The following is a 17916-nucleotide window of genomic DNA, read 5'->3' as shown; positions in this document are numbered from 1 at the left end:
AAGTGCCGCGGCCGGCCGTCTGTGGGTGTCGCGAGAGTCACTGCCGCGACTCCCTCGGTCCCCAGCATTTACACGGCGTCATGCTGTACCGTTCAATCCCGGAGATCCGGAGATCCGGTATTGACACTGAATAACACGCCCAGCAACTGAAATGAGTACCACCAGGTGGCAACCGATTATGACGAAGTACGCTCCGACGTTGCGGAATCACGCAACGCTTCCCTGGAGGCGCTCCGTTCAGCGAATGCGCCTGACGCCCGCAGCGTTGTCCGTGAACTCGACGAGGCCGATACCTCCGAAGGCGTAGAACTTCCGGGAGCAGATCTTTCCGGCGAGGAACTGACCGTCACGGTCATTCCGCAAAAAGAGGATGAGTTCACCTGCTATTCCTGTTTCCTCGTGCGGCACCGGTCCCAGCTGGCAAAAGAGAAGGCCGGCCACGCGTACTGCGCCGACTGCCTTAGCTAACCCCTGCAGAAGGCTCAACCCGGGGTGAGCCCGGCCCCTGCGCTACTGTGTCGGCCGCCCGCCGAATACACTGCTGTCACATGCTTCACAATAGTGTCGTGGGACCGCAGGACATGACCCACCGGGGCTGGTTCAGCTACGCTCCTGATGGACGATGCGGCGAGTGCCGGCACGTGGCCGGAGGCTGTGATGACGCGTAACTCCAACAGCGGGTTGGCGGACCCTGTTGCTGCGTTGCCGTCGGCCGCCAATTCACCGGGACGTTCTGACGCCGGGGCGGCAGTGCCGGATGAAGGAACGACCGGCCGGCGGACGCGGACCGGGAGGCCCGCACGCCCAGGGAGCCTGCAGCGAGAATGGTCCAGGGCCTTCGTGCTTATACTCGTGGCCCTGATCGCCGGGGTCGCCTTAACAGTCTTCGGGGTCCGTGTGGTCACGGATCAGATCCAGCACGCCGCCGCACAGCAGCGCCTCGAGTCGGAGGCTGTCGCCGAGCTGCGGACCGGCATGGATGCCCACGAACAAGCCGGGCTCCAGCTGTTGTCCGCGGGGTCCGTCGAGACGCGGTCCTTTTTGCAGCAGCAAGAGGACGTCTCAGCCCAGTTCAATGCTGCCGCAGGAATCCTGCCGGAGGAGTACGGCATGCGGGCCACAGTTCTCGAAGCCCGGACCGCCTAGGAGGAGGGCCTGTCCGCGCACGGACTTTGGGGAAGCCAGGTGGCCAGTCTCCATGGCAACCGCGTGGCGGAGGCGCCGGCATTTGCTGCATCCGGCGCGAGGGCCCGCACGTTGCTGGCCGACGTCCGCCGCGCCTCGCTCGATGCGCTCGACGACGGCGTCAGCCGTGCTGCCCAGCTCCAGCAGATGGTGTCGACCGGCCGCATAGCCCTCTTTGCGCTGGCCGTGGGCGGCGTGTTCTTATTTCGCCGGCGGATGACCAAGTACCTGATGCGCCCCTTGGAGGGGCTGCACCGTGGGGTCGTGAAGCTGCAATCCGGTGACTACAGCCACCGGATTAAGGTTGTCCGCAACGACGAACTGGGCCAACTGGCCGGGGCCTTCAATTCCATGGCCGCCACGGTGCATGACAACCACCTGGAACTGACCTTCCGCGCCACGCACGATCCGCTGACGGGACTGGCCAACCGGGCCGTCCTCACCGAATGTCTCGCCGCCGTCTTTGGCCACGGAGCTGCTGCGCCGGAAGCCACGGAACTTACTGGCAACAGGCGCAGCGACCAGCGCGAAGGCCTGTTGATCATCGACGTCGACGACTTCAAAGACGTCAACGACTCGCTGGGCCATGAAGGCGGGGACGTGTTGCTTATGCAGCTGGCCCAACGCCTGCGGGCCTGCGTGCGCTCCCATGACCTCGTTGCCCGGCTGGGAGGGGACGAATTCGCGATCGTCGTCATGGACGACGGCGGCGCGGCGACGGACGACGTCGCTGTGCGTATCCAGGACGCGCTACGCAAGCCTTTCAGCATCGATGAGGTCCAGCTCTTGGTGTCCGTCAGCATGGGCGCCGCCCAGCGGAGCGGCGCAACTGCAGATCCTGCCGAGCTGATGCGGCAGGCCGATTTCGCCATGTATATGGCCAAGCACGGCGGCAAAGGCCGCTACCAGCTCTTCGACGCCCGGGGCTACGACGAAATGACCTACCGTGCCGCCCTCCGGGCGGACCTTGCCACGGCGGTGCAGGCGGGACAGCTGCGCCTCGACTACCAGCCCGTGGTCAATCTGGGCACCGGTGAGATCGCCGGGGTCGAGGCCTTGGTCCGGTGGGAACACCCGACCCTGGGCAGGCTGGGGCCGGCAGAGTTCATCCCCCTTGCCGAGGAAACCGGCGAGATTGGCCCGATCGGCTGCTGGGTGCTGGAGACGGCAAGCCGTCACGTCGCCGGCTGGCGCCGCTCCCCTGGCACCCCCGCCGACCTCTGGGTCTCGGTCAATCTCTCCACGCTTCAGTTATCCAGCGACCGGAACCTTGATGCTCTTGAGCGCATTCTGACCCACCCCGCTTCGCAGGCGGGCAAGGTGATCCTCGAGGTCACCGAATCTGCCCTGGCCACCAACGCCGACGGCGGGGTCGCGGCCCTCAACCGGCTCAAGAGCTTCGGCGTCCGGATCGCAATCGACGACTTCGGGACCGGGTTCTCTTCGCTCAGCACGCTCGCGGCGCTGCCTGCGGACATTCTCAAGATCGACCGCGCCTTCCTCTCCGGGTTGCCTGGCGACGCCCCGGCCGCAGCGATGCTCGAGGGGATCCTGGAAGTGGCCCGGAAGCTGAACCTGGCTGTCATCGCCGAAGGCATCGAGGACGCCGGACAGTTGGATCTGTTGCGCTCCCTCGGTTGCGACATGGGGCAGGGCTTCCTCCTGGCCAGTCCCAGCCCGTCCCCCGTTCTCGAGGCGCTGCTGGTCTCGGGGGCGCGGCTGCAGGCACTGGCCGGAATGGACGCGCCGGCGAACGGTGTCGGCGGTTGAGTCAGCGGTCTCCTGAAGCGGCTGGGAAGACCAACGAGGGCTCGTCCGCGGTGGCGAGTGTCAGGACGGCTTCCTCGACGGTTTCGTGGTCCTCAAGCTCGCGTTCTACCCGGCGCAGGGCCACGGCGACGTCGTGTTCACGAAGATCCCCCAGCATGTCCACTGCCGCCACGACGTAAAGCTTGCGCGGGCCGACATACTCAAGATGCAGGTAGGTGATGCGCTCTATCTCGGGGTGCTCCAGCAATCGGCGGGCCATGGAGCCCTCAATATCGCTGGTCACGGCCTGCCCCACCAGGAAGCGGCGGTTCCGATCGATCAGCACGACGGCGACCGCTGCCAGCAGGATACCCACGAGAATAGATCCCACGGCGTCCGGCACGGATGACCCCGTGACCTGGTGCAGGAAGATCCCGGCGAACGCGATGAGCAGGCCGATCAGCGCAGCCCCGTCCTCGGCAAAGACTGCGCGCAGCGTGGGATCGGAACTCTTGAGGACCTGTTCGAGGGTTTTCCGGTCCAGCTCGCGGGCCGCCTTCCGGGTCTGCCTGAACGCCTGGATGAAGGACACGCCCTCAAAGACAAACGCGAACGTCAGCACCACGTAGGCGATCGCATAGTCTGCCGCGGGTTCCGGGGTGAGCAGTTGCTGGATGCCGTGCATCACCGACACCACCGCCCCGGCTGTAAACAAGCCAAAGGCGGCGATCATGGACCACACGTAGGCCTCGCGCCCGTAGCCCATGGGGTGGGCCTTGTCCCGTTTCCTCGCGGCCTTCCGTTCGGCGATGAGCAGGAAGACCTGGTTGCCGGTGTCGGCCCAGGAGTGGGCAGCCTCGGCAGTCATGGACGCCGAGCCGGTGATGAGCGCGGCCCCGGTCTTGGCCACCGCCACCAAAACGTTCGCCGCAAAGGCAATGAGCACGGTGATCGATGCGGACCAGGACTTCTTGCTTTCACTCTTCACGCAAATCTTCCTCCCGCGGCTATGGAATGCATGCCAGTGACTACGCTATCTCCCGCGTCCGGGGTTTCAAGGTGATCTTGCACCATTCGCGCCGGGTAGGAGCACAATGAGACTAGTACGTTCATCGGCTCTTTTTCACAAGATGCTCGGGGTGGTGCGCTATGAATGCTCGCCGGAAGCTGCGGTCGCTATGGTTGGTTCTGATCCTGGTGGGGACCGGCGGGTGCGCCGGCGGAAGCGGAACACCGGCGTCGACGTCGGCGCCACCACCGGACGCCGTCTACGGCGGCGGCCCGACTGCGGGCACGGCCGCCGCCACGATCACCATCAAGGACTTCGCCTACGGCGACCCGCTGACCGTGACGCCGGGCGCGTCGGTTACAGTAACCAACATGGACACCGCTCCGCATACAGTCACGGCTGACGAAGGCGCAGCGTTTGATGCGGAGGTCAAAGGCGGTGGCACGGCCACCTTCACCGCACCGACGACGCCGGGGTCCTATCCGTACCATTGCACCTTCCATCCGAACATGCACGGGACGCTGATCGTCAAATGAGCGATCGTCAGATGAGCGCCCAAAGCCCCAAAAAGTCCCAGCGGGCCCGCGGAACCGGGATGATCTTGCGCATCCTCACGGCCGCTGCCTTGTTCATAGACGCCGCGGTCCACATCCACCTGGCCCCGGGCTATCAGGCGGGGAATCCGGCGGGGATCGGCCAGGGCAATCTTTTCCTGCTGGAAGCGGCCGCGGCCGTGCTGTCCGGGTTGTATGTCCTGCTGCGCGGAAGCCGGGCCGCCTACGCCGTCGCGTTCGTTGTTGCGTTCAGTGCCTTCATCGCAGTGGTGGCGTACCGCTATGTGGATATTCCGGCGTTCGGGCCATTTCCCGCCATGTACGAGCCCATCTGGTTCTTCGAGAAGTCCCTTAGCGCAGTGGCCGAAGGCGCCGGGGCCGTTCTGGCGGCAGTAGGCTTCGCCCGGGCCGGGCGCCGAACGCCTCCGAGCCGTGCCCCGTCCCCGCAGTGAAAATGCCCCGACAGTGAAAGGCCGGAACAGCGGACTTGCTAGCATGTGGGCGGGGGGGTTCAGGCTGAAGTCGATAACACAGGGCACGCAACAAGAGGGCGGGACAGCTACAGGCCCGGCTGCCACAGGCATGCCTACGGGCCAGACTTCGGACGTGTCCGCAGACACGCCGCCCGGGGCAGCAGGGCGAGCAAGCCAGGGATCAGCGGGCGCCCGCCGTGCCGCCGCGGATGCGGGGACCGCCCTAGCTGCCTATCTCGTGGTCTGGGCCTCGCTCGGCCCGGCGCTCTTCACCGATCCTCCCCTCTGGTTCCTGGCCCTGGCGGCGGGCGCTGCGGTGATCCTTCGGGCCGCGGGCTCCGTTCTGCGGCGGAAACCCCAATTTTCCACGCCCGCGGACCGGGTCACCCTGGGCAGGGCCACCATCGTGGCCTGCTGTGCTGCCGAAACGGTGGTCGGCTTGATCGCCGGAACCGGAACAAGCTCTCTGGTGGTTGTGCTGGGCACGGCAGCATTCCTGCTCGATGCCGTGGATGGACGGGTGGCCCGGTTGACGGGGTCAGCCACGGTCGAGGGTGCACAGCTGGATTCGGATACTGACGCCGCGCTTGTTCTGGTGCTGTCCTGCACGGCGGCGGGAACATTTGGCCTGTGGCCCCTGGGCATCGGCCTGATGTACTACGCGTTCCTCGCAGCTGCCTGGTTCCGGCCGTCCCTGAATAACCCGCTGCCGTCCAGCACCGTCCGCAGGGTCATCGGGGCCGCCCAGCCCGCAGCCCTGTTGTTCGCCCTGTTGCCCGGCGTTCCTCCGTCGCTGGGAGCCATGGTCCTGGGCACTGCGCTTGGTCTGTTGGCCTATTCCTTCGGGCGGGACGTCGTCGAACTGGAACGGCTCCGCCGGGCAAGCCCGGACCCGGTGGCCGGTTGCCCCGCCTCATGCGCCGAAACCCCGGCGGGGGCATGACGGGGCCGCGTCCTCTGCCGTCTCGGGCGGTTTAGCCAGGCGGGCAGTCAGCCGCGCGGAGATTCCGCAGGGCTGCGGGGTGGGCCGGCCACAGCTGTGGCCGTGCGGGAGGGTGCGCGTCTCGGCGCCAGGTTCGCCGCAGCCGGGCCCTGGATGACCGTCCCGTCCGCGGCAAACCGTGAGCCGTGGCAAGGGCAGTCCCACGTCGAGTCGTCCGCGTTGAACGCGACTGTGCAGCCCAGATGCGTGCAGATGGCCGAAACGGCTTGGAGCTCCCCAGCGGGATCGGCGTAGACGGCGGTCATTTCGCCGTCGATCTCCACTACGGCCCCGTCGCCGGGGCGCAGCCCGGCGACGGTCGCCTGGTCCGGCTGCTGGGCATCGGCTGCCTGGTCCGCTTGGGATGCCAGGTCCGGTTGGTATCCATGTTCCGACTCTGGACTGCTCCCAGGGGCCGGGCCGTCCGCAGTAGAGCGGTTGGTGTCGAAGACCGCCGCCCAAGGGTTGTGCCGCCCCGACAGGGTGTCGGCTAAGACCAGCGCCGCGGCGGTGCCGTTGGTAAGGCCCCACTTGCGCAGCCCGGTGATTACATGAACGTGGGCCGCCGTCGGGGTCAGAGTCCCGGCATAGGGCAACCCGTCGACGGACATGGCGTCCTGCGTGGACCAGCGGAAGCTCGTCTCCCCGGTGCCGAGGCGCTCACGGGAAAACGCCGCGAGGCGGCGGTACCGGACGCCGGCATCGGCGCTCTCGGCGGCCCGGTGGCCTTCGCCGCCCGTGAGAACGTAGTGGGAACCGTCGACGTCGATCGCCAGGATTGAGCGCATCGGCTCGTCGACGCTGATAAAGGTCCCGTCCAGGGGCGTTGCCGGCGCCAGGCACGCAACGATGTAGGAGCGGTGCAGGTAGCAGCGTTCCGCAAACAGACTTCCGCCGCCAATAGGCACGTTGGTGGCAATGATCACCTCGCGCGCCCTTACCATGCCGTGCCCGGTCTCGACGACGCCGGGCACACCATCGCGGACCGAGGTGACACGCGAGTCCTCCAGCACGTGGCTTCCGCCCCCCGTCCACTGCGCGGGCGAGGCCCTGAAGGTACTTCACCGCGTGAAGCTGCGCCTGGCCATCGAACCGGACTGCGCCCCGGACAGCGAACGGCAGCGGCGTCTCTGAGGTAAAGACTGAAGGAAGGCCGAGCCGCGCGGCCAAGGCGGCCTCGTCGCGAACCCGGGCAACGGCGTCGTCGGATTCTGCGTAGGTGTAGTTGGACACCCTGCGGAAGTCGCATTCGATGCCCTCCTCCGCCACGATGCGCGCAATGTGCTCGATCGCGGCCTGGTTGGCCTGCCCATACATCCCGGCGACGTCCCGTCCGTGCCGGCCGGCAAGTTCGGTGTAGACGAGGCGGTGCAGGGAGGTGACCTTGCCGGTGGTGTGCCCCGTGACGCCGGTGCCAACGTGCGCGGCCTCCAGGACCGCGACGGTGTGGCCGGCACGTTTAAGGGCCAGCGCCGCAGTCAGGCCGGCGATCCCTCCGCCAACGACGGCCACGTCGACCTCCAGGTGGGAGTCCAGGGAGGGATAGCGGATGGCACCGGCCGTGGCGACCCAGAGCGAAATCTGTCGTCCTTCGAGCCTTTCACCCACGGCGCCGCCTTCCGCTGATAATCCGGAATCAGAGGCCCTCAGTTGCTTCCAGGCGGCCGGATCGCACTGCATCGGCAAACGCCTGGTAGTCCTTTTCGTTCTGATCCGCGTAACGCTCGGAAAAGTCGGTGATTGAGCGCTCGAACTTGTCGCTCTTGCCGAGATAGGCAGCGATCGCGATGGGGTCGCCCGACCGGGCGTGCGCCCGCGCCAGCGTCCAGCCGCAGGCGTTGGCATAGAAGGCCATACCGAGCGGCTTAAACTCTTCCACCACGGCTGAGCCCTTCATGTCACGCAGTTGGCGCCAATACAGGTACCGGTTGTCCTGCACGCCTTTGGTCCAGCCCAAGAAGATGTCGCTTGCGGCCTGCATCATCCGCTGCCCCTGCACCACGCGCTCGCCCGGCTGCTTGAACTTGCTCTTCGGCAAGTGGTCCTCAAGCACCGATTTCGTGGCCTCTTTGACCTGGAGGAACAGGGGATCCTCTTGATCGCGGCCCTGGAGCAGGGCGATGAACGCCCGTGTGCCGACGCTGCCGACGCCCACCACCTTGCGGGCGACGTCGATGACTTCGAATTGTTCGAGCAGGTGACGCCGGTCGTCCGGCAGTGTGGCCCGGTAGGCCCGGAGCTGTTCACGAACCGCCTTCTCAACCTCGTCGCCAGACATACCGTACGTATCTCCCAGGTCCCGGACGGGAATGACGATCGGTGGTTGGCTGACAATTCGATACTCTCCGTCAACTCGTTCGGCCAGCTTCGACAGTGCCTGCAGGCTGTCCCTGGTATGTGCTTTTGCGACGTTCTGTCGAGCCGTCTTTTCCATGCCCTGGGCAGCTTTCTTGAGAGCCTTCCCCTTCTGGCTTGCCACTGCCAGGTTGATGGCTTCCATCAACTGCTCCTCGGACAGACGCGCGTACCAAATGTCCAAGGTGCGCATTTGCGCGAACTCGGCCATCGCTTCGCGGTAGGCTCGAACCGCCGTCAGTGTCACGTCGCGTGTTTCGTCCTTGGTGAACGCGTTGTTCCGCGCCGCGATCGTGAAACTCGCCGCCATCCGCTTGACGTCGTACTCGAACGGTCCCGGGAGTGTCTCGTCGAAGTCGTTCAGGTCGAACAGCAAGTTGCGCTCTGGCGAGGCGAAGACCCCGAAGTTGGACAGGTGGGCGTCGCCGCACAGCTGGACGCGCAGGCCGGCCCGGGGCGTGTCCTTCAAGTCGGCGGCCATGATCTTGGCCGCACCCCGGTAGAACGTGAACGGTGAGACCAACATCCGGCCGTGGCGCACCGGCACGAGGTCCTGCTCCCGGGTCAAATTCTGTTCCTCGAGGAGTGCCACCGGATCGGGTCTGTCGGCAGCGGGCTTCCACCCGGTGTGGCTCGAGACGGGCGTCTTCTTGCGGTTGCCCTTGCCTTTTGATTCGCGTTCCTCGACGCTCAAATGCTTGACTTTCTTCTCAGCCATGCTCGGCGACCTCCCTTTGACGTCAGGAACCGCCACCGGCACTGATTGCCTGGGTCAGTCCTGTTGAGCGCGCGAACGCGCCTTGGGTCGAGCTAATGCGATTGTGGCCCCGAAGCGGCCCCTCGTCAACGCGTTGGCGATGCCTTGCCGAACCCCTGCGCGGGCGTTCGTCAACGCGCTGCTGACGGTTTCGGCCACGCTCGGACGGCTGTCAATCGGCTCATCCCGTTCGGGTGATGCCTTCTTCCACTGTGTCGGGTTACGTTGCAGTCGAGTGGGCAAACCCGCTCTCATTGCCCACTGGGCACACCAGACCGCAATCAGATGGAGATATGACCATGGCCGAAGAAGAAGCTCCCGTCCTCGCCGCCCTCGCCGACATCACTGCCGTGTCGCTCGAACGCTCCACCCTCAACCCCCGCGAGTTGATGCTGGCCCGGATTGCGGTGCTCGCTGCAGTGGACGCCCCGGCCGCCTCCTACCTGCTCAACGCCGGCACCGCAATGGACGTTGGCATCACCCTGGAGGACGTCCAAGGCATCCTCATCGCGGTCGCTCCCATCGTTGGGACTCCCCGGATCGTGGCGGCAGCCGGCAACCTCGCCAGCGCACTGGGCTTTGCCCTCGAAATGGCCGAGGCAGAGCTTGAAGCAGAGGCCGAGGGCTGAGCCGTCCTCGCCGAAAGACAAACTTGACGGTACCGTTTCTTACGAACCGCACGTCACGGCGTCGGCAGTTCCTCGTTGCATCTGCCACGATGCCCTGATCAAAGGCGGCCCATGAACAAGAACCGGCTGGAGGCGTTCAGCGACGGCGTGCTTGCGATCATCATCACCATCATGGTGCTGGAGCTTCACGTCCCCGCCGAACCCACCTGGACGGCGCTGCTCCACGAGCTTCCAACACTGCTCAGCTACTTGCTGAGCTTCATCTATGTCGGGATCTACTGGAACAACCACCACCACATGCTTCATCTGGCTGGGAGGATCAACGGCGGCGTTCTCTGGGCAAACCTGCACTTGCTGTTCTGGTTGTCCCTCATCCCGTTCACTACTCGGTGGATAAATGACGCCGGCCTGGCAGAGGTCCCCGTCCTGGTCTACGGTCTGAACCTGCTGCTCGCCGCTATTGCCTACTACATCCTGAAATCGGCGCTGATCGGCCAGCAGGGACGCGGTGGCGCGCTGGATGAGGCCATGGGGCAGGACTGGAAGGGCAAGGGATCCCCGGTGCTGTACATCGCCGGGATGGGGCTCAGCCTCGTGAACCCGCTCTTGGGCATCGCGGCTTATACGGTGGTTGCCGCGATCTGGCTCATCCCCGACCGGCGTGTGGAGCGGTTCATCGCGCATCCCTGAGCGCCAGGAACGGTCACTGCCGGACGCGTTGGGCCAGCCAAGCCTTCACTAACTCCAGATGAGCCGGAGTGGGCGCCAGCACGTTGGCCGCATAGCCGGGGTGCTTTGCAAGGTACTTCTTGATGTACGGGCACACTGGAACGATCATGAGGCCCGCGGCGACGGTCTCATCCAGTGCCTGTGCGGCAAGCATGCCGGCCAGCCCCTGGCCGCCATATTCCTCATTGATCACCGTGTGGTAAAAAATCCGTTGGGCCTCCCCGACGTCGTCCACGTACGCGGCCTGGCCGATCACGGTGTCGTCGGCGAGCACTTCGAATCGGTTGCGCTCGGGGTTGTTCCTGATGGTGATCATGTCAGCGTGGTCTCCTGGGATGGGGCGGGTTGGCGCGGTGGCCTGGCTTGAGGATACTGGACTGGTGCAGGCGTTGGACGCCGCTGGGCACGGCTCATGCACGGCCTAGCCGCGTGGCTTGATGCGGACGTTCGGCAGTGCCGGGGCCGGGAGGGCGGCGGGCCCCCCGGGCGGAAAAGGGCCGAACCGCAGGTCCGTGCCTGCCGCCGGAGCGGCGGCCGCCGCTGCTCCGGCCGGGCCGGCGTCGGAACCGTCCGCAGAACCGTTTTCAGCGCCGTCGTGCGCGCCGATCTCGGCCTGCCACTGGGCCCTGTACGCGACAATCTCGTCGTGGCTGCGTCCCACGAAGTTCCACCACATCACGATCTTTTCGCCCAGCGGCTCGCCGCCGATCAGCAGGACACGGGCCCCGTCCGGGCCTGCGGACAACGCCAGGGAGCCGCGTCCGACCGGCACGTACCCGAGGTGGTCTTTCGGGACGGGGTGTCCGTCGAGGGCCAGGCTGCCCGAGTCCACCAGCAGGCCATGTTCAAAGGAGGAATCTGTTTCGAGGGTCAGTTCGGCACCTGCCCCGAGCAGGATCTCCGCGCCCAGCAGGGGCGTGTGGGTGGCGACGGGCGAGACGGACCCGGAAAGCGCGCCCAGGAAGACCCGCATGGTCCAGCCGCTTCCGCTGACAGGTTCCGGGCGATAGTGCTCGAACGTGGGTGCCATGTGGCGTGCCCTGTCCGGCAGCGCCACCCACAGCTGAGCACCGTGCAGGACAGTTGTGTCCGGGGTGGAAAATTCCGAGTGGCTGACGCCGCGGCCGGCGGTCATGAGATTGACTTCACCGGGCCGCACTGCTGCGTGGAAGCCGGCCGAGTCTTGGTGCTCGATCTCCCCCGTGAACAGCCAGCTGACAGTCTGCAGCCCGGTGTGCGGGTGCCGCGGGACTTTCATGCCGCCAGAATTGCCGACCCGGTCCGGGCCATAGTGGTCCAGGAAGCACCACGCCCCGATGAGGCTGCGCTGGCGCTGCGGAAGCGTGCGCCGCACGTCCATCGCGCGCGGGCCGCCCAGTGGGACTTGCCGCGGGGCCAGGAGTTCGACGCCGGCGGGTGTCCCCTCCGTTTCGCAGAGGATTTCCTGTGGCGCAACTTCGGTATTGCTCATGAAGACAGCCTAGCTTCGCGCGGTCCGTGGGTCAGCCTCCGGAACCCGGCTCATCGGGCGCGACCCGGCTCATCGGGCGGGACTCGGTTCGTCGGGGCCGGACCCGGCGTCAACGGATGGGAGCGGCCTCAGATCCATGCGGATCGGCGCAACGGGGGTTCCGCGCCGCCGGGGCGTTGGACCAGGACTTGGTTCACGCCCGTGAGGCCGCCCTCGAAACCGAGGGCGCTGGCGGCCATGTAGAGCCGCCACACGAGGGCCCTGCCCACGCCAGCGAACCGCACGGCCTCGTCCCAGTGCTCCTCGAGGTTCCGCACCCAGGCCCGGAGCGTCAGGGCATAGTGGCGCCTCAACGCCTCAACGTCCAGGACCTCCAGGTGCGCCGATTCTAGGGCCGCGACCATGTCGGAAAGGCTGAGCATCTCGCCGTCCGGGAAGACATAGCGGGGAATGAAGGAATCCGGGTCCGCCGCGGTGGGCCCGGCGTTCCACGAGATCGCGTGGTTGAGCAGCCGGCCTCCCGGGCGGAGCAACCCGTGCAGCTGGGAGGCGTAGTGCTGGATCTGCTCGCGTCCTACGTGCTCTGACATGCCGATGGAACTGATCGCATCGAACGGCCCGTCATCCACATCGCGGTAGTCCTGCACCCGGATGTCCACCCGCTCCGTCAGCCCCGCGTCCGCCGCCCGTTTGCGAGCCATGGCCGCCTGCTCGACCGAGAGCGTCACGCCGACGACGTCGGCCCCGAAGTGCTGGGCGGCGTGAAGTGCGAAGCTCCCCCAGCCGCATCCCACGTCCAGCACCCGCATGCCCGGTTTGAGTCCCAGCTTCCGGCAGACCAGATCGAGTTTGGCTGCCTGTGCCGCGTCAAGCCCGGTTGCGTCGGATTCCCAGACCGCGCAGGAGTAGACCATGGACCGGCCCAGAACGAGAGAATAGAAATCGTTGCCGACGTCGTAATGGTGGGAGATGGCTGCGGCGTCCCGGCCCTTGGAGTGACGCCTGCCGTACCGGCCCACGCGGGCTTCCTCGGGCGGTGGTGCCGGATTCGGTCCCAGCGCGCCGAGCCGGACGGCAATCCTCAGCAGCGCAAGCACCTCCCGGGGTGTCGGCGGCCGGAACGGTCCGGGCTCGGCGAATTTTCCGGCCGAGCTAAGGGCGGCAAAGGCGGCGAAAATGTCGCCGGGGGCCTCGATTTCACCGGCGACGTAGGCTCGGCTCAGTCCGAGCTGCCCGGGGGACCACAGCATCCGGCGAAGTGCCCGTCGGGACCGGAAGACGACAACGGGTGCATTCTCCGGGCCCGCTTCCGAGCCGTCCCAGGCCCTCAGCCGCAGGGGGATGCCGTCGGTGCCAAGGATGATTGCCAATGCGTCGGCAAGCCGTGAAGCCGCATTCGTAGATGTCCCCATGTCCGGTGCCTCGATTCTCGTGACTCGTCTCTAATGCCCTGGGCTGCGCCCGGCAGTTCCAAATCTAAGCGCAGGACAGTGCCCGCAACCAGAGCCCCGGTACCGTTTCCTTTTGCAGCCCTTCGGGCCAGCCCCTTCCGGCCAGTCCTCTCCCCGCTCCTTTCCAATGCGGCCGGGCGGTGGCGGGCGGCTCTGGCGCTAGCGGGTGCGGTTGCCTATGGTGTGTCCTATGTCTGAGTCTTTCTCGTCCCTCGTGGACACATTCAAGAATGTGGGTGTTTCCCGGGCGTACGGCCCCGCCGTGAGCATCGCAGGGGAAGATGTCATCCCCGTCGCTGTGGTGACGTTCGGCTTCGGCGGAGGCAGCAGCACCGAAGATGCCCAGACGGGCGGCGGAAGTGGCGGCGGGGGCGGCGGGCTCGTGCTGCCTCTGGGTGTCTACGCCAAGGGCGCCTCGGGCCGCATGAGGTTCCGGCCCAACACCGTGGTGGTGCTTGTGGCGTTGGCCCCGCTGGTGTGCGCCGTCGGCGTTTCGATCCGCAGCATACTGCGGACCGCCCGCCCGCGCCGCTAGCACCGTGGCCCAGGGGCCAAGGATTCCCCAAGCCGGACAGGGCATAGTTTGGCGTGGGCAGCCTGGGTCTCGGGCAGCTCCGTTGACGGGCGTCGGATGGACATGATCGACGATGAACACATTCAGAACCGCATGCGCAGCAACCATGGTCGGAGCGCTCCTGATGGCAGGATGCGCTGCACCTCCGGCCACGCCGGTACGCACGACCACAGTGACGGCGACTCCCCCGCCGTCGGTGGTGGTCTTCGATCCGCAGACCAGCGGCAAGATTCTGGCCGAGCGGATCAAGGCCCGCGCCAAACCCAATAAGCCTGGCATCACGATTTCCGTCGTGGAGTGCAAGAACTTCCCGGACATCAAGGTGAACACACATACGGACTGCCAGATGGTGGTCAATGGGGTCAAGCGCGGGTATCGGGCCACGTTCACGCAGCGTGACGGTCATTACGAAATCAAAGCCCAGAAGCTTACCTGGTAGGCGGCGCGGCGTAGGACATGACGGGTTCCCGGTCGTCGTCCGCGTCGACCCAGGCCGCGAAGTCCTTCAGCGACATGAAGCAGTAGTAATCGCAATACCGCAGCTTCTTCTTCTCTGCCTTGCTCATGCCGGTAATTCGATGCGGGCGCCTAGACGGATGGCTGTCTCCACGGCATCGGCCAGCCGTGGAGGGGTGCTGGCCAACGGCCGTGTGGGCAGTCCACCGCCCGGACATGATGGGCCCGTGGGCCCGCCGCAGCCGCCCTCTGCTACTACCAACGGTAGAGACCCCTGATTCGTCCCTTGACGGTGATACGTCAGCCGTTGTTGCGCGCCCGGCTGGGTTGGACACGCGGCGGTTCGCCGGGCATCTTTGGATAGTCCGGCGGGAACGGCAGCTCCCCCAGGCCGGCCTCGACGTCCCTGTCCCACCATTCCAAGAGTAGATCGACGGTGCCCGCGCCGCCCGAATGCATGCCCTCCCAGGGATCGCCGGTGGCCTTGAGCCGCTCCGGGACGGTGATGATAGTGAAGGCATTCGGATCCGCGGATTCGAGCTCCTCCCAGCGGAGCGGGCAGGACACTGTCGCGTTGGCGAGTGCACGCGGGCTGTAAGCACCCGCTATCGTTCGGTCGCGGTTCGCCTGGTTGAAGTCGGCGAAGATGCGGGCGCCGCGTTCTTCCTTCCACCAGGCGGTGGTTACCAGCTCGGGTAGGCGCCGTTCGAGTTCCCGCGCCGCCGCAATGACGGCGTGCCGCACCTCCAGGAACTCCCGGGTCGGCTCGATCGGGGCAAAGACATGGAGCCCCCGGTTGCCTGAGGTCTTGATAAAGGCGTCCAGGCCGGCCTCTGCGAGGACGCGCCGCAACTCCAGTGCTACCGGAACGGCGTCCGCGAAACCGGTACCGGGCTGCGGATCGAGGTCGATGCGCAACTGGTCCGGATTGTCCGGGTTGCCGGACCGGGAGGGCCACGGGTGGAAGACCACCGTATTCATCTGCACCGCCCACACCGCCCCGGCGATTTCGTCAATGACCAGCTGGGGGTGCGAGCGTCCGCTGGGATAGACGACGTCGACCGTACGGATGAAATCCGGGGCACCCTTGGGCGGGTTCTTGGAGAAGAACTGCTCACCGTCCACCGTGTCCTTGAACCGCTGGAGCGTCACCGGCCGGTCCCCGTTCGCCGCCAGGAAGGCATCCCCGACATCCACCATGTACCGGGCCAGGTCCAGCTTGGTGAGTCCCAGGCTTGGCCAGACGACCCTGCCCGGGCTCGACACCCGCAACTCCCGGTCGCCGTGCGGACCGCTGACACTGAGGTGGACTTCTTCCTTGGCCATGGGGACAACCTACCCCGGCGGCGGGGACAGTTGAAGGGCGAAACGGGCACAGCGGGCGGACAGCGGCGAACTGGCGTGCGGCGTCGTGGTCACGGAACGGAGGCCCAGCCCCGAAGAGCGGTGGGGCAGACGCCGTGCGGCAGAACGGCCCTTGAACCGGCATGATGGACGCATGACAACGCCGGAGTTCCCGATCACCATCGAGGTCGGCGACGCCACAGTGTCGGGCGTCTTTGCCGAGCCCGACGGCTCCTTCGCCACCCTGGTCGTTGCCCACGGCGCCGGTGCGGGGATGGACCATCCGTTCCTCGCGGGCTTCACCCGCGCCCTGAACGACCTCGGCGTCGCCACCCTGCGTTTCAACTTCCCCTACCGCGAGGCAGGACGGAAGTTCCCTGACAGGCCACCGGCGGCGATCGCCGCGTGGCGGGCGGCCATGGACGCCGCTGCGTCCCGGTCCGCCGGCCGGCCGCTGTGGGCCGCCGGGAAGTCCTTCGGCGGACGGATGGCCTCAATGGCGGTGGCGGAAGGCATGCCGGCTGCCGGACTGGTCTACCTGGGTTATCCGCTGCACCCGCCGGGCAAACCGGAAAAACTTCGCGATGAGCACCTCTACGGGCTGGCGCTGCCGATGCTTTTCCTGCAGGGCACCCGCGATACGTTCGCCACCCCGGAACTCCTGGAGGCGGTGGCCGGCAAAATCGGGCCCGCCGCGACCGTGGAGTGGCGCGAGGGCGGCGACCATTCTTTTGCCGTTGCCGGCGCCAAGCGCAGTGCCGACGAGGCGGGGGCGTCCCTGGCCGCCACGGTGGCTGAGTTCCTCAAGAAACACGGCGAATATGCCGCGAGGCCACTGCCCTAACCGACGTCGCCGAACCGGCCCGCGCCGTGGAGCACATGCGCTTCGATGGCGTCGGCGGCCGCCACGGCACCTCCCGCGCTCCGGACAATCTCGCTCATCGCAGCCACGTTCCGCCGGACCTGGGCGTCAGTGTGGAGCGCGGAGGCTGCGGCCCGGAGCGCCTCGGGCCCGACGTCTTCAGCCGCAAGGTGCCGGCCAAGACCCAGTTCTTCCAGCCGGCGGGCGGTGGCAACCTGCTCCGGTTGCTGTGGCACAGCCACTAGCGGGACGGCGAAATAGAGCGCCTCCATGGTGGAATTCATGCCGGCGTGGGTGATGAAGACAGCGGTTTGGCGCAGTACCTGCAATTGCGGGAAGAAAGCCCGGACCTGGACGTTTGGTGCGATAGCCCCGAGATCGGCGAGGTTGGTCTGGTCCCCGACGGCCATGGCGACATCCCAGTCGCTGCCGCCGAAGACGTCAAGGCACATCCGGAAGAAGTCAGGCCGGCGGTTCAGTGGGGTGGTCCCCAGCGAAATGAAGAGCAGCGGACCCGCTCCGGCACGTATCCATTCATCGTCGCTGTCCCGGCCGCCCACGCTGGGCCCGACAAACCGGAACCGGTCATCGAATGTGTCCCCCATGGGCTGGAACTCGCGGGGAAGGAACACGATGTTGAACGGTGCAGGCGGCCCGTCGAACATCCGGGGCGTACGCACACCTTGCTCGGCCGCGAACTCGGCCAGCAGTCGGCTCATGGCCAGCGCAACCTTGGCCATGGCGTCGGCTCCTTCCGGTGGCGGGCCAGGCATCAGCGACCTCAGCGAGAAATGTTCATTGCTGGCATAGGTGGGCATGAGCGCAATGGCCGGGGCGCCGATCTTTTCTGCGGCCATGCTGCCGCTGAGGGTCATAGCGTCAAAGCAGACGGCGTCCGGCCGGTCCTGCCGCAGGCGGTCCACCAGCGCCGGAAAGCTGCATCTGATGTCCTCGAACACTCGGTTCATGATCGGCAGCATCAGGTGCGCCTGCGCCCGCTGCCCGGGCGCCAGGGCAGGCATTGACGCCATCCAGTTCCCGCCGGCGGCGTAAAAATCCGCGCCGGCGTTGCGGATCTGCGGTCCAAAGTCGGCCGACGTGAAGTACGTAACCCTGTGCCCCCGGCCTACCAGCTCCGCCACCAACGGCAGGGTCGGGTTCACGTGTCCGTAGGCGGGAATGGAGACGAACGCAAGATGCATGGCCATCACTCTTCATCGCTTGGCTGAGATCACGCTTTATTTGCCACTGGACCGGCCTTTTTGCCCGGCATCCCGCGGGCCAGGAGGCACGCCGGCGTCGTGCAACTTCATCATGCCCCTGTTGCCCGGCCGGC

The 17916-nt window shown here is 66.5% G+C and carries 20 protein-coding genes and 1 pseudogene; 11 read left to right on the top strand and 10 right to left on the bottom strand.

Annotation, left to right across the window (positions count from 1 at the left end; translation table 11 throughout):
* The first annotated feature begins 165 nt into the window (after positions 1-165).
* From AC1DKQ_RS03800 to AC1DKQ_RS03790, 3 genes are all read left to right on the top strand, one after another.
* Entirely contained in the window at positions 166-468 is a 303-nt protein-coding gene (locus AC1DKQ_RS03800) for a DUF4193 domain-containing protein (RefSeq protein WP_028276793.1), read from the top strand.
* Positions 469-840: 372 nt separating this feature from the next.
* Positions 841-1146 (top strand): hypothetical protein, encoded by a 306-nt coding sequence (locus AC1DKQ_RS03795; RefSeq protein WP_476883249.1) that lies wholly within the window; start codon positions 841-843, stop codon positions 1144-1146.
* Between the two features lie 39 nt (positions 1147-1185).
* Positions 1186-2955, top strand: coding sequence for a putative bifunctional diguanylate cyclase/phosphodiesterase (locus tag AC1DKQ_RS03790; RefSeq protein WP_476883248.1), 1770 nt, complete (start codon positions 1186-1188; stop codon positions 2953-2955).
* A 1-nt stretch (position 2956) separates the two neighbouring features.
* On the opposite strand, the gene AC1DKQ_RS03785 is transcribed toward AC1DKQ_RS03790, so the two are convergent.
* Positions 2957-3922: a cation diffusion facilitator family transporter gene (locus AC1DKQ_RS03785; RefSeq protein ID WP_476883247.1), complete on the bottom strand. Its 966-nt coding sequence runs from the start codon at positions 3920-3922 to the stop codon at positions 2957-2959.
* A gap of 161 nt (positions 3923-4083) precedes the next feature.
* On the opposite strand from AC1DKQ_RS03785, the gene AC1DKQ_RS03780 reads away from it, so the two are divergent.
* The 3 genes from AC1DKQ_RS03780 (at position 4084) to AC1DKQ_RS03770 (ending at position 5913) form a co-directional block, all read left to right on the top strand.
* Entirely contained in the window at positions 4084-4479 is a 396-nt protein-coding gene (locus AC1DKQ_RS03780; RefSeq protein ID WP_476918255.1) for a cupredoxin domain-containing protein, read from the top strand.
* Positions 4476-4949 (top strand): hypothetical protein, encoded by a 474-nt coding sequence (locus tag AC1DKQ_RS03775; RefSeq protein WP_476918254.1) that lies wholly within the window; start codon positions 4476-4478, stop codon positions 4947-4949. Before AC1DKQ_RS03780 ends, AC1DKQ_RS03775 begins: the two co-directional genes overlap by 4 nt.
* A gap of 154 nt (positions 4950-5103) precedes the next feature.
* Entirely contained in the window at positions 5104-5913 is an 810-nt protein-coding gene (locus AC1DKQ_RS03770; protein ID WP_476918253.1) for a CDP-alcohol phosphatidyltransferase family protein, read from the top strand.
* 47 nt (positions 5914-5960) lie between these two features.
* Here the strand turns inward: AC1DKQ_RS03770 and AC1DKQ_RS03765 are convergent, their stop codons facing one another.
* The 3 genes and pseudogenes from AC1DKQ_RS03765 to AC1DKQ_RS03755 all read right to left on the bottom strand — a co-directional run bounded on the left by AC1DKQ_RS03765 (position 5961) and on the right by AC1DKQ_RS03755 (position 9025).
* Positions 5961-6965: an FAD-dependent oxidoreductase gene (locus AC1DKQ_RS03765; RefSeq protein WP_476918252.1), complete on the bottom strand. Its 1005-nt coding sequence runs from the start codon at positions 6963-6965 to the stop codon at positions 5961-5963.
* 79 nt (positions 6966-7044) lie between these two features.
* A pseudogene (locus AC1DKQ_RS03760) lies at positions 7045-7632 on the bottom strand (NAD(P)/FAD-dependent oxidoreductase); the annotation flags it as partial.
* A complete protein-coding gene (locus AC1DKQ_RS03755) occupies positions 7589-9025 on the bottom strand; it encodes a DUF2252 domain-containing protein (RefSeq protein ID WP_476918251.1) in 1437 nt (478 codons plus the stop codon). The gene AC1DKQ_RS03755 and the pseudogene AC1DKQ_RS03760, both read right to left, overlap by 44 nt.
* Before the next feature lie 338 nt (positions 9026-9363).
* Here AC1DKQ_RS03755 and AC1DKQ_RS03750 point away from each other — a divergent pair, with 338 nt between their 5' ends.
* On the top strand, positions 9364-9693 hold the full coding sequence (locus AC1DKQ_RS03750; RefSeq protein ID WP_476884566.1) for a carboxymuconolactone decarboxylase family protein: 330 nt from the start codon (positions 9364-9366) through the stop codon (positions 9691-9693).
* 111 nt (positions 9694-9804) lie between these two features.
* Positions 9805-10383, top strand: coding sequence for a TMEM175 family protein (locus tag AC1DKQ_RS03745; protein WP_476884567.1), 579 nt, complete (start codon positions 9805-9807; stop codon positions 10381-10383).
* Between the two features lie 13 nt (positions 10384-10396).
* Here the strand turns inward: AC1DKQ_RS03745 and AC1DKQ_RS03740 are convergent, their stop codons facing one another.
* The 3 genes from AC1DKQ_RS03740 to AC1DKQ_RS03730 form a co-directional block, all read right to left on the bottom strand.
* A complete protein-coding gene (locus AC1DKQ_RS03740) occupies positions 10397-10738 on the bottom strand; it encodes a GNAT family N-acetyltransferase (protein WP_476884568.1) in 342 nt (113 codons plus the stop codon).
* A 105-nt stretch (positions 10739-10843) separates the two neighbouring features.
* Entirely contained in the window at positions 10844-11893 is a 1050-nt protein-coding gene (locus tag AC1DKQ_RS03735; protein ID WP_476884569.1) for a pirin family protein, read from the bottom strand.
* Between the two features lie 128 nt (positions 11894-12021).
* Positions 12022-13305 carry a class I SAM-dependent methyltransferase gene (locus AC1DKQ_RS03730; protein WP_476884570.1) on the bottom strand — a complete coding sequence of 428 codons (1284 nt, stop codon included), beginning with the start codon at positions 13303-13305 and terminating at the stop codon, positions 12022-12024.
* Between the two features lie 229 nt (positions 13306-13534).
* Between AC1DKQ_RS03730 and AC1DKQ_RS03725 the strand changes: the two genes are divergently transcribed.
* Positions 13535-13879: a hypothetical protein gene (locus AC1DKQ_RS03725; protein WP_476884571.1), complete on the top strand. Its 345-nt coding sequence runs from the start codon at positions 13535-13537 to the stop codon at positions 13877-13879.
* Between the two features lie 211 nt (positions 13880-14090).
* The gene (locus AC1DKQ_RS03720) at positions 14091-14357 is read left to right on the top strand and encodes a hypothetical protein (RefSeq protein ID WP_476918250.1); all 267 of its coding nucleotides are present in this window, start codon (positions 14091-14093) and stop codon (positions 14355-14357) included.
* Here the strand turns inward: AC1DKQ_RS03720 and AC1DKQ_RS03715 are convergent.
* Complete coding sequence (locus AC1DKQ_RS03715; protein ID WP_476918249.1) at positions 14347-14484, bottom strand: hypothetical protein; 138 nt, start codon at positions 14482-14484, stop codon at positions 14347-14349. The two genes, AC1DKQ_RS03720 and AC1DKQ_RS03715, sit on opposite strands and share 11 nt — an antisense overlap.
* Before the next feature lie 190 nt (positions 14485-14674).
* Positions 14675-15700, bottom strand: coding sequence for a non-homologous end-joining DNA ligase (ligD, locus tag AC1DKQ_RS03710; RefSeq protein ID WP_476918248.1), 1026 nt, complete (start codon positions 15698-15700; stop codon positions 14675-14677).
* A 172-nt stretch (positions 15701-15872) separates the two neighbouring features.
* Between ligD and AC1DKQ_RS03705 the strand changes: the two genes are divergently transcribed.
* Positions 15873-16562, top strand: coding sequence for an alpha/beta hydrolase family protein (locus AC1DKQ_RS03705; protein ID WP_476884575.1), 690 nt, complete (start codon positions 15873-15875; stop codon positions 16560-16562).
* Here AC1DKQ_RS03705 and AC1DKQ_RS03700 read toward each other — a convergent pair.
* On the bottom strand, positions 16559-17782 hold the full coding sequence (locus AC1DKQ_RS03700) for a macrolide family glycosyltransferase (protein WP_476918247.1): 1224 nt from the start codon (positions 17780-17782) through the stop codon (positions 16559-16561). The genes AC1DKQ_RS03705 and AC1DKQ_RS03700 overlap by 4 nt on opposite strands.
* Between the last annotated feature and the right edge of the window lie 134 nt (positions 17783-17916).

The organism is Arthrobacter sp. 05L421, from assembly GCF_056397785.1.
This window is presented reverse-complemented; position numbering and strand designations above follow the sequence as displayed.

Coding starts and splice junctions, on each gene's coding strand:
- AC1DKQ_RS03750 (WP_476884566.1), top strand. CDS start 9,364: ATGGCCGAAGAAGAAGCTCCCGTCCTCGCCGCCCTCGCCGACATCACT.
- AC1DKQ_RS03725 (WP_476884571.1), top strand. CDS start 13,535: ATGTCTGAGTCTTTCTCGTCCCTCGTGGACACATTCAAGAATGTGGGT.
- ligD (WP_476918248.1), bottom strand. CDS start 15,700: ATGGCCAAGGAAGAAGTCCACCTCAGTGTCAGCGGTCCGCACGGCGAC.
- AC1DKQ_RS03715 (WP_476918249.1), bottom strand. CDS start 14,484: ATGAGCAAGGCAGAGAAGAAGAAGCTGCGGTATTGCGATTACTACTGC.
- AC1DKQ_RS03745 (WP_476884567.1), top strand. CDS start 9,805: ATGAACAAGAACCGGCTGGAGGCGTTCAGCGACGGCGTGCTTGCGATC.
- AC1DKQ_RS03730 (WP_476884570.1), bottom strand. CDS start 13,305: ATGGGGACATCTACGAATGCGGCTTCACGGCTTGCCGACGCATTGGCA.
- AC1DKQ_RS03700 (WP_476918247.1), bottom strand. CDS start 17,782: ATGCATCTTGCGTTCGTCTCCATTCCCGCCTACGGACACGTGAACCCG.
- AC1DKQ_RS03705 (WP_476884575.1), top strand. CDS start 15,873: ATGACAACGCCGGAGTTCCCGATCACCATCGAGGTCGGCGACGCCACA.
- AC1DKQ_RS03775 (WP_476918254.1), top strand. CDS start 4,476: ATGAGCGATCGTCAGATGAGCGCCCAAAGCCCCAAAAAGTCCCAGCGG.
- AC1DKQ_RS03735 (WP_476884569.1), bottom strand. CDS start 11,893: ATGAGCAATACCGAAGTTGCGCCACAGGAAATCCTCTGCGAAACGGAG.
- AC1DKQ_RS03780 (WP_476918255.1), top strand. CDS start 4,084: ATGAATGCTCGCCGGAAGCTGCGGTCGCTATGGTTGGTTCTGATCCTG.
- AC1DKQ_RS03755 (WP_476918251.1), bottom strand. CDS start 9,025: ATGGCTGAGAAGAAAGTCAAGCATTTGAGCGTCGAGGAACGCGAATCA.
- AC1DKQ_RS03740 (WP_476884568.1), bottom strand. CDS start 10,738: ATGATCACCATCAGGAACAACCCCGAGCGCAACCGATTCGAAGTGCTC.